Source organism: Pedobacter sp. R-06 (assembly GCF_049913135.1).
Classification (GTDB): Bacteria; Bacteroidota; Bacteroidia; order Sphingobacteriales; family Sphingobacteriaceae; genus Pedobacter.
This window is the reverse complement of sequence record NZ_CP183977.1, coordinates 508478-522317: the sequence shown is the minus strand read 5'-3', so window position 1 is coordinate 522317 and position 13840 is coordinate 508478. Positions and strand designations below refer to the sequence as shown.

11 protein-coding genes are annotated in these 13840 nt (G+C 40.6%); 6 read left to right on the top strand and 5 right to left on the bottom strand.

Going from position 1 to position 13840, the window contains the following annotated elements; translation table 11 throughout:
- Window positions 1-260: 260 nt before the first annotated feature.
- A complete protein-coding gene (locus ACN9MR_RS02065) occupies window positions 261-2534 on the top strand; it encodes a GH92 family glycosyl hydrolase (protein WP_426328023.1) in 2274 nt (757 codons plus the stop codon).
- Between the two features lie 101 nt (window positions 2535-2635).
- Here ACN9MR_RS02065 and ACN9MR_RS02060 read toward each other — a convergent pair whose 3' ends face one another.
- Complete coding sequence (locus tag ACN9MR_RS02060) at window positions 2636-2926, bottom strand: hypothetical protein (protein WP_426328022.1); 291 nt, start codon at window positions 2924-2926, stop codon at window positions 2636-2638.
- A gap of 285 nt (window positions 2927-3211) precedes the next feature.
- Between ACN9MR_RS02060 and ACN9MR_RS02055 the strand changes: the two genes are divergently transcribed.
- Complete coding sequence (locus tag ACN9MR_RS02055; protein ID WP_426328021.1) at window positions 3212-3721, top strand: PRC-barrel domain-containing protein; 510 nt, start codon at window positions 3212-3214, stop codon at window positions 3719-3721.
- A 238-nt stretch (window positions 3722-3959) separates the two neighbouring features.
- On the opposite strand, the gene ACN9MR_RS02050 is transcribed toward ACN9MR_RS02055, so the two are convergent.
- Window positions 3960-4628, bottom strand: a complete 669-nt coding sequence (locus tag ACN9MR_RS02050; RefSeq protein ID WP_426328020.1) for a hypothetical protein — start codon at window positions 4626-4628, stop codon at window positions 3960-3962.
- 169 nt (window positions 4629-4797) lie between these two features.
- Between ACN9MR_RS02050 and ACN9MR_RS02045 the strand changes: the two genes are divergently transcribed.
- Entirely contained in the window at window positions 4798-5250 is a 453-nt protein-coding gene (locus ACN9MR_RS02045) for a hypothetical protein (protein WP_426328019.1), read from the top strand.
- 96 nt (window positions 5251-5346) lie between these two features.
- On the opposite strand, the gene ACN9MR_RS02040 is transcribed toward ACN9MR_RS02045, so the two are convergent.
- On the bottom strand, window positions 5347-6126 hold the full coding sequence (locus tag ACN9MR_RS02040; protein WP_426328018.1) for a hypothetical protein: 780 nt from the start codon (window positions 6124-6126) through the stop codon (window positions 5347-5349).
- 392 nt (window positions 6127-6518) lie between these two features.
- Between ACN9MR_RS02040 and ACN9MR_RS02035 the strand changes: the two genes are divergently transcribed.
- The 3 genes from ACN9MR_RS02035 to ACN9MR_RS02025 all read left to right on the top strand — a co-directional run bounded on the left by ACN9MR_RS02035 (window position 6519) and on the right by ACN9MR_RS02025 (window position 10848).
- The gene (locus ACN9MR_RS02035; RefSeq protein WP_426328017.1) at window positions 6519-8879 is read left to right on the top strand and encodes a mechanosensitive ion channel family protein; all 2361 of its coding nucleotides are present in this window, start codon (window positions 6519-6521) and stop codon (window positions 8877-8879) included.
- 11 nt (window positions 8880-8890) lie between these two features.
- On the top strand, window positions 8891-9712 hold the full coding sequence (locus ACN9MR_RS02030) for an MOSC domain-containing protein (protein ID WP_426328016.1): 822 nt from the start codon (window positions 8891-8893) through the stop codon (window positions 9710-9712).
- A gap of 137 nt (window positions 9713-9849) precedes the next feature.
- A complete protein-coding gene (locus ACN9MR_RS02025) occupies window positions 9850-10848 on the top strand; it encodes a hypothetical protein (protein ID WP_426328015.1) in 999 nt (332 codons plus the stop codon).
- A gap of 24 nt (window positions 10849-10872) precedes the next feature.
- Here the strand turns inward: ACN9MR_RS02025 and ACN9MR_RS02020 are convergent, their stop codons facing one another.
- Together ACN9MR_RS02020 and ACN9MR_RS02015 are read right to left on the bottom strand one after the other, a co-directional pair.
- Window positions 10873-11418, bottom strand: coding sequence for a GNAT family N-acetyltransferase (locus ACN9MR_RS02020; protein ID WP_426328014.1), 546 nt, complete (start codon window positions 11416-11418; stop codon window positions 10873-10875).
- Between the two features lie 553 nt (window positions 11419-11971).
- On the bottom strand, window positions 11972-13825 hold the full coding sequence (locus ACN9MR_RS02015; RefSeq protein WP_426328013.1) for a glycoside hydrolase family 2 protein: 1854 nt from the start codon (window positions 13823-13825) through the stop codon (window positions 11972-11974).
- Window positions 13826-13840: the final 15 nt, after the last annotated feature.

Genomic DNA, 13840 nt, shown 5'->3' with positions numbered 1-13840 from the left:
ACGCTTAAGCCGTAACCTATTTTTTGGCACCAGGCATTGTAATTTTACTCGGATAAAATACAACATGCTAAATAGGAAAGGAATTTCTGCTGTTGATTTTTTGATAAACTGATCCTTTCCATTAGATTTGATAAATCGTTTTACTATTTAATTAGATTAAAAAAATTTACATCATTAATGATACAGTCGGCAATTCATCAGCGGGCTGAATATCGTTTTTGCAAGTACTATGTTTATCACATCTAATCGAAACCCATTACATGAAAAAATATACATATTCTTTATTGAGCGCAATATTTTTGCTAATAGCTTGTATCAATTTTGCACATGCACAAGCTAAAAAACAACCCGTAGACTATGTTAACCCATACATTGGTAACATTAGCCATTTACTTGTACCCACTTATCCTACCGTTCATTTACCTAACAGCTTATTGCGGGTTTATCCGGAGCGTGATAATTTTACCAGTAATACTATAGATGGTCTGCCTGTTGTGGTTACCAGCCATCGGGGCAGTTCGGCCTTTAATTTGAGTCCTTTTCAGGGCGACCTCAAAAATGTAGGTAACGTAATTTCTTATGGCTACGACAATGAGGTGATTAAGCCTTATTATTATGAGGTTGACCTGGATGATTTTGGGATAAATGTACAATTTGCGCCATCGCACCAATCGGGGATATATGCGCTCAATTTTTCGCAGGCAAACGTTCCGGCTTATCTGGTTTTAAACACCAGGAACGGGGCGCTAAAGGTGAGCCAGAATGTGGTAAGTGGTTTTCAGAAACTAGACAATAATACCAAAGTTTACCTCTATTTCGAAACTGATTTAACACCGGTTGAATCAGGCAGGCATCAAGAAACTAAAATTGATTCTAGGGAACAGTCTGCTTCCGGCCGTGATGCTCATCTTATTTTAAAATTTCCTGCTCAAACCAGGCAGATTAAGGCACGTTATGGCATATCATTTATTAGTGAAGAACAGGCAAAACACAATCTCCGTCGAGAAATCAAGGATTATAACCTGAACCAGGTGGCGCAGACAGGAAAGAATATCTGGAATGCCACGCTCGGAAAGATCATGGTAACAGGCACTGATGAAACAGCCAAAACCATATTTTACACTTCCCTTTATCGCACTTACGAAAGAATGATCAGCTTATCTGAAGATGGAAGGTATTTTAGTGCCTTCGACGGAAAAGTGCACAATGACAATGGCATGCCATTTTTTACTGACGACTGGATTTGGGATACCTACCGGGCAACACATCCACTCCGTGTGATTATTGAGCCAAAAATGGAAGGCGATATGATTAATTCTTATCTGCGAATGGCACAACAGATGAAAAACCATTGGATGCCAACTTTTCCGGAGGTAACTGGTGATAGCCGGAGGATGAACAGCAATCATGGCGTGGCCACCGTAATTGATGCTTATAACAAGGGTTTGAGGAATTTTAATCTTGATGAAGCTTATCAGTATTGTAAAGCAGCCATTACCGAAAAAACCCTGGCCCCGTGGTCCTCAAAAAAAGCAGGTGTTTTAGATCAGTTTTTTAAAGATAATGGCTATTTCCCTGCTTTACCTGAAGGCGAAAAAGAAACTGCAGCAGAAGTTCATGGTTTTGAAAAACGTCAACCGATAGCCGTTACCCTCGGTACGGTTTATGATGAATGGTGCCTGGGCAATATTGCTCAGCAATTGGGTAAAACCGACGAAGCCAAATACTTTTTAGATAAAAGTAGCAGCTACCATACGGTGTTTAATCCCGACACCCGATTTTTTCATCCGAAAGATGCGGAAGGTAAATTTATTAAACCGCTGGATTACCGCTTTTCGGGCGGACTTGGTGCCAGAGAAACTTACGACGAAAACAATGGTTGGCTTTACCGATGGGATGTGTTGCACAACCTGGGCGATTTGGTAAATATGATTGGCGGCAAACAGGCTTTTGTTGATGAGCTGGAGAAAATGTATAATACACCGCTTGGGAAAAGCAGATTTGATTTTTATTCGCAGTTGCCTGATCATACGGGTAATGTTGGGCAGTTTTCTATGGGTAATGAACCCGCTATGCATATTCCTTATTTGTACAATTATGCAGCACAGCCCTGGCGCACGCAAAAAAGGGTAAGGAGTTTATTAAGTCAGTGGTTCCGTAACGATTTAATGGGTATCCCAGGCGATGAAGATGGTGGTGGCCTTACTTCTTTTGTAGTATTTTCGCAGATGGGTTTTTACCCTATAACCCCAGGCTTGCCCATGTATGTAATTGGCAGCCCCACTTTTGCCAACGTAAAACTTGATCTGGGAAATGGCAAAAAATTTGAGCTGAACTGTATAAACTATTCTCCTGAAAATAAATACATTCAATCGGCCAAACTGAACGGGCAAGTATGGAATAAATCGTGGTTTGCCCACGAGGATTTAATAAAAGGGGGCAAATTGGAGCTGGTAATGGGCAAACGTCCGAATAAATTATGGGCGGCGGATGAAGCGTCACTTCCCCCCTCGTTTAAAATGCCTGCGAAATAAAAAGGACTGGAGATTTTGGGAGATTAATATTGTTTCAGATATTATCTCCCCAGCATACCATTAGTTATCGCTGGAGCTAAATGATAGGTAATTTACACCCATCATGATAAAAAACGCTGTACCAATTCTTCCCACTCCTGGTCTAATGATAATTGTGGCCTTTTCTCTCCTGCTTTAGCATACCAATAATCGGCATTCCAAATATCGCCTTCTTTGCGGTGCAGGTAGGCGTGGATATGGGCAGAGGCAACATCGCCTAAGTGGTCTACCTGGTTATGGGCCGTATGCCAATCTCCTTTTGCATCGTACCAAAGTGCGCGCAATTGAACTGACATGTTACTGTCAGGCCTATCTTCTTTTAATGACATTCTAAATTCGGCTATATTCTTCATTAACTTCTGATTCTATTTTAACGATTATACAAAATAATCATAAAACAGCATGCTCGCCGCCTGATAAAAAAAATATTTCGATTAATATTTTTGTTGCTTCCCACATCTTTTAATGTCAGCACAAAACACTAGATCACAAATATTTACCGTTAATTACCTCCTTTACGATATTTGTTCTAGCCGCCCAATTTGTATACTCTGGCGTCTTAGCATAAAAACCATCTCCTGAAAAACTTGTTGTAAAAATGGGCATTGTTATTAATGACCCCTTTAAAAAAAGCAATTATGGATTCAGGAACTATTGTATACAGCAATTTAGAAGAGCTCTCAAAAAGTAGTTATCAATTAACAGACGGCGAGGCAAACATTAAAGGTTGGCCAGTACGAAATGAAGCTGGCGATCCGGTTGGAAAAGTGCGCGACCTCCTATTTGATCCCGAGCAAAATGCAATACGCTATGTTATTGTGGAGCTTGTCGATATGGGCGAAGATTTGGAGGAAAAGGCTGTGCTGATACCCATCGGGCTCGCAAATTTAGGCGAAGATAAAAAAGAAGTTATTTTACCCGATATCCACCAAGATCAGTTCAGGGCAATGCCGAGATATATTATTGGTGAGGTTACCCCTGAATTGGAGAACCAGATCCGCAGCGTAATTGGAAGTCCGGCGGCGTTACGGATGGAAGATGAAATTGTAGAGATTGACCGTGCAAACTTTTATCGTCACCATCATTTCGATAAGAATAGTTTTCCAGCGCACAATCCCCGCAATCAGGATTCCGACCCGTTAATTTAATGGATACGTTAAATCTGTAAATGATGCACATGCATCGCCAGTATAATTTATATTCAAAAACGAGGTTGTACCATAGGGGCGATTTCAACTTTATGATACGTCCTCGTTTATTTTTAAACTGATTCACTAAACTCCCTTGTTGCTAAAAGCATTTTGAGGTAATCGTGAAATTGCAGTAAAACGCTGCTGGGAAACTCCCATTTATGATACCTGTTTTTTTAATTTCAGCAGATTCGAATCAATTAAATATTTGCCCCTCGCAATAATCGTGGTCTATACTTTCCAGCTTACCTGCCTTGAAATGAAGGGTTACTGTTGAAGATCCGCTGATGCTTGCACTTACAAAGTTTGAAAAGCCAAACTGCCAGTCATCGTGATTATTCATATCCGGATCGTACGGTTTGTTTAATGGCTTATCGGAAAGTACAAATCCATAAGCTGCATAGGCTGGTAACTGATGGATTTTGATCAGCTTTGCTGTTAAACCTGAAACAGGGTCATCAACCTTTATTGCGGTATCATCAGCCACATTTTCCGGCCATTTGCTTACTGGTGTGCTGAGGCCGCCGCCTGTGGCAATCTGCTGTACTTTATCTCCGCTAAAAAACAGCACTACACGGTCTAAAGTCCCGGTATTGTTATAAATAGTGAGCGCATAATAATAAGGAAGAAGCTGGCCGAGGCTTTCTGGCGAACTGTAAGGCTTGTGGCCAAAAATTGCCACCTGCTGAAAGTCGAGGCTTGGTCCTGCCTTTTGCAGTTGGGTGTATACTTCAGCATGTGAACTGCCGATCTTTATTCCCCATTTTTCGCCCTTTGTTATGGTTTCAGAATAATTTCCCTGTTTTTCCTTTTTACATCCGGCGATGCAAAATAATACGAGCAAAATTGACAAGATTTTTTTCATTAATGCTTAGTGTTAATTTAAGGTATAAACGTGTATATAGCGTTACTTGCTACAAGCCGAGGTAAATAAATTTAAATGTGCCAATTCAATTACAGATAGCCGGGTTAGCGTATATTAGATTTGTGAATTCGTTTTGGTTTATTTATCTTCAATCATCTAAAGGCCAGGTATGAAACGTATTTTATTGCTGTTATGTATCATCATCAATATATCGGGTTGCAAAAAAGACACCGATACTGCCACGAATGAAACCCTGAATGGCAAATGGTCGACAGGTGGGTATGACCTCGAGCTTTATAATTCTTCGGGAATCAAAGTTAGCCATATCGTGGCAGATGCCATAAAATCGTATTGGACATTTGATGATAAACAGGTAAAAGTTTCTACTGATATTAATACATCGGTAAAGTTTTCAGATTATATCCTGAGACGAAATGCAGATAACCGTATCCTCACTTTTAGCAATCCTAATTTTGCCGCACAGACCACTTGGAGCATTGTAGCACAGACCGATCAGTACATGCGGATTAGCGCTGAGGTAACGGATAAACAATCGCTTATTTATGGAACTAACCAAATTGCTGCAAGAGGCGTGATGAATATCTACCTCACAAAGGAATAAAACCAATCATCCTCTGTTTAAAATTTAAACGACGGGCTTATATTTCAAGTCAATAGCTTTTAAAAACAAGGCTCCTTGCCTTGCGATGTTTTGCCGTTATTCTGAGAAAACCGTTGTCGGATCAATCTCTTTAAAAAGATAAGGCGGGTGTTGTGGCAAAGTACCATGGCTAACTGCAGCAGGCATATCCTCTTTCATGGTATTAATATCTTCTACCGTTACCTTTTGGTTTAAAACATCATAGGTTACCCTGGTTTGCTGGCCTGCACCCGCGTTAAACGTTTCCATATAAGTAAAAACAAGTTCGTTGTCTATAAAACGGTACCTGGTTTCGCGGTTACCTACCGGACCGCTGCCGTAAGTTGATATAATTAAATTTCTTTTTTGATCTATGCTGATGTCTTCACTGTCATATTGCTGGTAATCGCCATTAATGTAGGCAGCGCCAATGGCCAGCCAGGAGCTGGCGTATAAACGGTACCCACCTTCCGGCTGCTTCAACAAAACTAAGGTAGGGCGCAAATCTGTACTGTCTGTCTTATTCTGGAGCACTAAAACTACATCTTCCAGTTCGTCATTATTTAAAAGGCCTTTGGTATCCATTGCAATTTTATATAATCCGGGAACAAAATCTTCAATAGTGTTTCCGCTTTGTGAAAATTCGACCTGCCTCGCTTCTTTCGGAATTTCAGTTTTAGGGTTAAGTGTTACTGCTTGTGTATCGCGCACAACCGCAACAACATGGTCAGAGTTACTGCTTGCAGCATGCTGGGGTTTCATACCTGCGCCAAACCAATGCAGTTTATACATCAACGAAATGGCTACCAACATCATGCACGTTAAAACCCCGAGGATAATTTTATTCTGTTTCTTCATCGATTGTTTATGGTTAATCTTCTGCAGCTTTTATTTATTTTTCAGGGCGGAATCAAAATCTTTCACAATCCGCCATGTGGCCTGTGCGGTTACCGTAATAGAAAAGCCTGATAAAAACAAAGCAAATTGTATTTCGTTAAAAATTATTCACAATAGATCATTTTTATGCTTTTAAACTTGAAAATAGCAAATGCTGAATTGAAATTATTTAATTTTTATCGAACAACAGTATTAATTTGCATTAAATTCGTTCGGGCATTAATGCGCTCGCATTTTTAACATTCATTGTAAATGAAATAGCCAAAACCACCAGCTGTAAAATCAATTCTAATCCTTATTTTTGGCAACATATATCCTTAAAAAGGATATTTCCCAATACTTCTTTAAATCCAATGATAACAATAAATAATTTCCCTATACTATTCCGAAATCTATTACCCCTGCTTTTTACCGTTATTATTATGGGTAGTGCATTTGCACAAAAGGACAGGTTATCAGATAAGGGACAGGACGTATCTATTCTTTCGGATTCTGCTACATTGACCAAAGGCGATTATCTTGCGCACCTGGAAAAGGTATTTGAAACCGTAAATAAAGTTCCGGTTACCGTTGGCTCATTTAAGAAACTTAAGCCAATAGAAGCACATTTAACGCAGGATGAGGCTGCACTGGCACTGCTTAAAAGCCGGTTAACGCAAAGCGACAGATCACCCAACCTGCAAAACCTGCAGATGGATCAAACCCTGCTGGAAGAATTACAGAGCAATAATAAAGATTGTTTGTCAGACCTGGATGAATATGAAAAGGAGTTGCGGGCTCTAAAAACAGAAATTCTTAACCTGCGTAAAGATACCGTACTGATTAAATTATTTACCGTACCTGCGGTCCAGACTATGTTTAAAGATCAGTTTGCTGAGTTAAGGAAGAAGCGTATAGTGATGGATAGTCTACTGAAAACGACTACCTTATCCATCAACAACCTGCAGGCCAGAACCTCTTCTAACCTCATTAATATTAAAGAGTTGATGTACCTTACTGATAGTCAGCTCGATGCCGTTAGCATTAAAGCTTTTGGTAAAGAGCGCCGTTATTTGTGGGAAACAGTAAACAGACCGGCCAATAAAAGCATGGGCTTCCGTAGGTTTATTAAAGGAGAGCAAGAAATATCGGGTTATTATTTTGTGTACACCAGGAGCAGCCGGTTGTTATTACTTTTTACCTGTACCATATTCTTCCTTTGGGTATTCTTCAATTTTAGAAGCGTAAAACAGCGTGGCCGTTTAGAAACCCTTGATGGTTTTTCACTGGTCAGTCCGCAGCCCTACTTAATTACTTTCATCATGCTCTTTGCATTGGCCCCAATATTCGATCTGAGGGCGCCTGCACTTTACATCGAAGCTGTTGAGATTATACTGGCCATTTTGCTCACCGTATTTTTCCGCAAAAAACTAGGCTCAAAGTTGTTTTACTACTGGTGCATATTTGTGGTACTTCTTCTTGCCCCGGTTTTCTTACGCCTTTTGGGTATGCCACCAAGATACCAGCGTTGGCTCCTCCTGTTCTTAACCACCAGTTCTGTTGCCTATGGCATTATGGTATGGAAAATGCTCGATGAGAAAACCAAAAGATACAGAATGATCCTCGCCACGGGTTTTATATATGTTGGCTTTGCCATCATTGCCACCTTTTGTAATCTATTTGGCCGCTTTACCCTTACGCAGATTTTTTACTCTACCGGGGTAAGCTCACTTTTAAATGCCATATCGCTAACCATCCTGGCCAAAGTATTGGTAGAGGCCTTTTTGTTACAGATGAAAAGCAGCAGGATCCGTAAAGGATTTCCAGAGTATTTTGATTGGCAGCCTGTAATTGCCGGACTTAAAAGGCTAACCGGCATTGGTGCTACCCTAATCTGGTTTGTGATATTTACCACCAACCTGAATATTTTTAATGGATTATACCAGTCGGTAATGGAAATCCTCACCGAAAAAAGAATCATAGGCAACTTCTCTTTTACCTTTGGCGGTATTGTACTGTTTTTGGGTATAATCTGGATTGCCAACTTTTTGCAGAAATACATTGCTTATTTCTTTGGCGATACCGGTGATGACAGTTTTGACGATAACAAAGGAGAGCGTTCGAAATTACTCGTAACCCGTTTAGTGTTATTAATTGGTGGCTTTTTAATCGCCGTTGCTGCCTCCGGACTGCCAATTGATAAAATCACGGTTATCCTGGGCGCATTAGGCGTGGGAATTGGGTTGGGCTTACAGAATATTGTAAGCAATTTTGTATCGGGTATTATCCTTATTTTTGATAAAACCATCCGAATAGGCGACATTGTGGAGCTGAGCAATAAAAAAGGAAGGGTAAAGGAAATCGGCGTACGCTCCAGTACCTTACTTAGCGACGAAGGCGCTGAAATTATTATCCCTAACGGTTCTATTTTATCGAATAACATCATCAACTGGACACTGAGCAATAACCAGATGCGGGTAGACATTTCTTTATTGATTGCAAAACCTTTTAATTCTACCGAAGTGGTAAATCTGATCAGGGAAATTATTGTAGCGAACAGCAATGTTTTTATCAGCAAAGAACCTATTATTATGATCAGCCCGGTGAGTAAGCTTAACAGTACCATCAATATTTATTTCTGGTGCAAGGATATATCGAAAGCCGATTTGACCAGAAGCATGATCAATGCACAGATATTTGAGGCATTTGAGCAGAAGAACATCGAAATTTTATAATTGAAGATAACATGAACAAACTTGTCCTTTCTGAAATCAATATCTATCCCATTAAATCGCTAGGTGGAATACGGCTTGAAAAAGCACTGCTCGAAGAAAGAGGACTGCAATACGATAGAAGATGGATGCTCGTTGATGAGGAAGGCATCTTTATTACCCAACGGAAACATTTTAAACTGGCACTGCTGCAAGTAAATATTGGGGGCGGTAAATTAAGCGTTTCTCATAAAGCATTACCTGAGCAAAGCATATCATTTTCTTTGGATGAAGATACCGGAGAAGCGCTATCTGTTGTAATCTGGAACGATACTGCCACTGCACTTGAAGTAAATAAAGCCGTAAGCGATTGGTTTTCTAATTTCCTGAATTTTAAGGTTAGATTGGTAAAAATGCCTTTAACTGAAAAAAGATTGGTAGATCGGGATTATGCCACAAATGATGAAATAGTGAGTTTTGCCGATGGTTATCCTTGCCTGCTTATCGGCCAATCTTCGCTTGACGGGCTTAATGAAAAGCTCGATGATCCAATCCGAATGGACCGTTTCCGCCCAAATTTTGTTTTTATCGGCGGGTATCCACATGTTGAGGATGGTTTTAAAACTTTTCACATTGGTGAGGTATTGTTTTCGGCAATAAAACCATGTGCCAGATGCGTGCTCATTACCATCGATCAGCAAACTGGCGAAAAAGGGCAGGAACCACTAAGAACATTGGCCAGCTACCGTACAGTAGGTAAAAAAATCATGTTCGGCCAGAACCTCCTTCATCAACAATCAGGGGTTATCCGTGTTGGCGATGAGGTAAAGGTTATAGACTGGAAAGACGAATACTAACCTCTTATCGAATAAACACATGGGTATTTAATCTCTTTATCAATACGCTAAACTCAATTATTTAATAACCGGCTTATCGGTAAGTCAATCCATCAGTTTTTTTTGCTAACATCGCATAAGTTTTTTAATCGGGAAACATGGGTGGAACTATTATTTCAAAAATATTAATGGCTACTGTTATTGGCAGTGCATTTGGACTGTTTTATACGCTCCTGCTAAATCTGCACGGCTTTACCCGGGTGAAGTATAAATACGTAGCCATCTCCATCGCTTTAGTTATATTTCTTTTAGGCCTGTACAGTTTTGAGGCTGCCGGGATCGCCTGTTTTATTATTGGGATAGGGATTTTTATCCTCGCCATAGCGTTCATGGTAAGGGCTACGGCCGATTCGCTCAAAACACTTTCAGCCAGGTTCTCATCTGCCGACGACAAAACACAGCGCAGTGAAGATCTGCGGCTTAACAATACAGCTTTCAGCAGTTATGTTGGCGTGGTATTTCATTTTGTGATTATTGTTCTTATCTGCCTGTCTATATTTACCTATGCTGATGATACTGTATTAGACCAGGCCAAAATGGACAGATTAATCAGTGATGCTGTTTTTCAGTTTTCGAGTACCATTATGCTCATGCTGCTGGGCGTATTTAACCCCTTTGTACCCCCTTCGTTAAGGTTACTAAGTTTTGCAGACCGTGTTGACAGTCTTAAATACCCCAAACTCTACCTCATGCTTGGGAACAAAAAATTCTGGACAGTTTTAAAAAGCCTGATCTGCCTGGGCATTATCGGATACTTCATTTCTGAAGGTTATTTTGGTCTTTTGGTGTGGGATCATACAGCGCCCTATATGAATGCATATATTTTCATTATCGGTCTTTTTATCTTTATCAACCTGGTGGAAATGATCCGTAGGCCTGAAGTTTTTTTTCAAAAAAACCTGTTTAGGATAACGATGTTACTGCGTTCGGCTTTTGTGAGCATTTTCGTAAGTGCCATCCTGGTTTTCTCTACGTTGGTTATTTCTACAGCCATTGGTGTAGATATTAATAAACTAAAGGTAAGTTCAGAAGCGATACTCTTTCTTGGCTTCAATATTGTAATGTGTTACAATGAGTTTAGGCTGGCAAGGGCCTAGATGGTTACCACCTTCATTTTATTGCTATGGATAACTTGTAAGGATAAATGTAAGCATGCCCGGAACATTTGCATGCGTATTTTGATGATCGCTTGATGCAATTTTAAACCCCATTTTTTCGAGTAGTTTTACAGAAGGCGGGTTATCACTAGATGGGTAAGCAACAATCGTTTTGATGCCCATTACCTCAAATGCATATTGGAGTATGCGAGTAATAATCTCTACCATTATACCTTTACCTTGAAACTCAGGAAGCAACTCATATCCCAATTCTACAGTCTCATTCCGGAGGTCAAAATTCCATAGGCAGGCTGCTCCTATCATAGCGTTATCACCTTTATAAGAAGCAACCCAGTATATAGATTCATCATTATTGATCAGATGATCAATTTTATTGATGTAGGCAATGGCTTCATCAATATGAATGAAGGGTGCCTTGCCCGTCAGCACAGCCACTTCAACATCCGAACGCAACTGATAAATTACAGGAGCATCTTCCAACGAAAGCCTGCGAAGGATCAATCGCTCGGTTTCGAGTACAGGGAAAGTGGAAAAATCGAGTGGTTTCATCTGGTTAACTTAAGGAAAAATTGCCGCAGTCAGGATTATTATCTAGCGGAAGATAACATTTTTTTCATATGAATTAAAGTTTCTCGACCAGTACAAGGCGAATATAACTGTTACGACTTAAAGGTACTTGCTGGCGGGCAGCATCGGCCCTGGCTTACCGAAGAAAGCCCTAAAGCAGGCATTGGCTTTACCTTTTAGGTAACCAAAAGGTAAAGAATAGGTAAGCCTGGGGTAACCCTGGGGTTAACTTGGTAGCAAGAAAGGGTAAACAATAGGTAATAAAGGGGTAAACAAATATTAGCATATTTCCTTGCCCAACACAAAGTACCCTTTCGGTTGCGGACAAATAAAAAAACTCATTTATAATAATAAAATTATTGAAGTTGTATCATAAAGGCGATTTCAGCCCAGATGCTGTCATGTTGAGCCTGTCGAAACACTTTAAAGCGTATTTAAACAGGTCCTTCGACAAGCTCTCCACAGGAGTCCTTTGGACAGGATGACAAATCTATATCTATGATACAACCTCTTCTTTGAAATATAAAAGGTGAGATTATTTCCGCACTGGTATATTTATGTTGTACAGTTTATCGTGCAAAGCTTTCATCTGTGCTTCAGAAAATTTGATATCTTTTCTGTCGTAGGTCATCAAGCCATTGGTTTCTACCTCTACATCGGTAGTTTGGGTATACACTCCGGCAGAAAGCCCTAATGGGATTAATTCTGCTAAACGTTTCATAAACTGGGCATATTTATTAAAAAGATCGGTTTTGTTTTTAAAACTCTGATAACCCCAGTTGTTTTTCTGTTGCCACACGTGGCCATCAATGGGCAGACCAAGACCACCAAACTCACCAAGCACAAGGGCATAGTCTTTTCCAAAATAATCAGGACTCGGCATAGCCGGATGCGGGTAATTGTGCAGGTCGATAATATCGCCTACCGGATAGAAATTGCCTCCACTGGCCGTATTCACCAGTCTTGAAGGATCTTTCTCTTTTGTCCATTTGGCAATTTCTACTGTTTTAAACTGTCCCCAGGCCTCATTGAAAGGTGTCCATACCACAATAGAGGGCACATTATAAAGTGCATCAATAATGGCATTCCACTCTTTTTTGTAATATCCTTCAGATTCGGCACTTCGGTTTTTATCCGATCCATGGTCTAAAATACCGGGGCGGTTCTCCCAGCCGTTACCGAGATCGCCGCTTGGCATATCCTGCCAAACCAGCATACCGGCTTTATCGCAGTAGTAATACCAACGGGCAGGCTCTACTTTAATGTGTTTTCTGATCATATTGAAACCCATTTCTTTGGTTTTATCTATGTCGAACTTTAAAGCGGCATCTGTTGGTGCGGTGTAAAGCCCATCTGGCCACCAACCCTGATCCAGCGGACCATACTGGAAAACAAATTCATTGTTTAAGAGCATACGCTGAATACCGTTCTGATCTTTACCTATTGAGGTTTTGCGCATGGCAAAATAACTTTTTACCTCATCAACCTTTTTGTTTTTAGCGATCAGCTCCACTTTCAGGTCGTATAAAAACGGATTTTTAGTATTCCAAAGTTTAGGATTAGCAATTTTTAAACTGATTGCGCCAGTGCCATCAGCGGTCTGCTCAGCCACTTTCGTAGTACCATCCCATGCCGAAACCTTAACCTGGTCTCCTGCACTGGCACCGGTTAAAAATGGGATAACCGATACCGTTTGCTGATCAATATCCGGCGTTACTTTAATGTGATCGATATGTACTTTATTTACCGCCTCAATCCACACTGTTTGCCAGATGCCGGTTACCGGGGTATACCAGATTCCTTCTGGTTTTTTAACCTGTTTTCCCCTTGGCTGAGGTCCCTCATCTGTAGGGTCCCAAACTTCTACGGTTAAAGTCTGGTTTCCACTCTTGTTTAAAAACGGAGTGATATTAAAACTGAAAGGATCGAAACCACCTTCATGTTTACCTACCACTTTACCGTTGATGCTCACGGTGCTTCTCCAGTCAACCGCACCGAAATGAAGCAAAATTTCTTTGCCTTTCATGTTTGCAGGCACGGTAAAGCTGGTTTTATACCAGAGCAAGCTATCTTGACCAACTGTTTTGCCAACACCCGAGAGTGAAGACTCTACCGCGAAAGGCACAAGGATTTTACCCTGGTTAATTGCAGGCTGTTGTGATTTTGCGGAAATGGCATAATCCCAAAGTCCGTTGAGGTTTTTCCAGTTACCGGTACGCTCAAACTGTGGGCGGGGATATTCCGGCAATACATTTTTAGGATTAACTTCCTGGGCCCATGGTGAAGAGATTTTCCCTTTTACCATCGACCACGATTTGTCTTGCTGCTGCGCAGAAAGGGAAAGCGAGAGCCCCAGCAGCGAGAAAAGGATGGATACTTTGTTGTTCATTGGTTTAAATTTGTG

Bases quoted from the DNA above. Each gene is read 5' to 3' on its own strand.
- ACN9MR_RS02065 (WP_426328023.1), top strand. From the start codon at position 261: ATGAAAAAATATACATATTCTTTATTGAGCGCAATATTTTTGCTAATA.
- ACN9MR_RS02060 (WP_426328022.1), bottom strand. From the start codon at position 2,926: ATGAAGAATATAGCCGAATTTAGAATGTCATTAAAAGAAGATAGGCCT.
- ACN9MR_RS02055 (WP_426328021.1), top strand. From the start codon at position 3,212: ATGGATTCAGGAACTATTGTATACAGCAATTTAGAAGAGCTCTCAAAA.
- ACN9MR_RS02050 (WP_426328020.1), bottom strand. From the start codon at position 4,628: ATGAAAAAAATCTTGTCAATTTTGCTCGTATTATTTTGCATCGCCGGA.
- ACN9MR_RS02045 (WP_426328019.1), top strand. From the start codon at position 4,798: ATGAAACGTATTTTATTGCTGTTATGTATCATCATCAATATATCGGGT.
- ACN9MR_RS02040 (WP_426328018.1), bottom strand. From the start codon at position 6,126: ATGAAGAAACAGAATAAAATTATCCTCGGGGTTTTAACGTGCATGATG.
- ACN9MR_RS02035 (WP_426328017.1), top strand. From the start codon at position 6,519: ATGATAACAATAAATAATTTCCCTATACTATTCCGAAATCTATTACCC.
- ACN9MR_RS02030 (WP_426328016.1), top strand. From the start codon at position 8,891: ATGAACAAACTTGTCCTTTCTGAAATCAATATCTATCCCATTAAATCG.
- ACN9MR_RS02025 (WP_426328015.1), top strand. From the start codon at position 9,850: ATGGGTGGAACTATTATTTCAAAAATATTAATGGCTACTGTTATTGGC.
- ACN9MR_RS02020 (WP_426328014.1), bottom strand. From the start codon at position 11,418: ATGAAACCACTCGATTTTTCCACTTTCCCTGTACTCGAAACCGAGCGA.
- ACN9MR_RS02015 (WP_426328013.1), bottom strand. From the start codon at position 13,825: ATGAACAACAAAGTATCCATCCTTTTCTCGCTGCTGGGGCTCTCGCTT.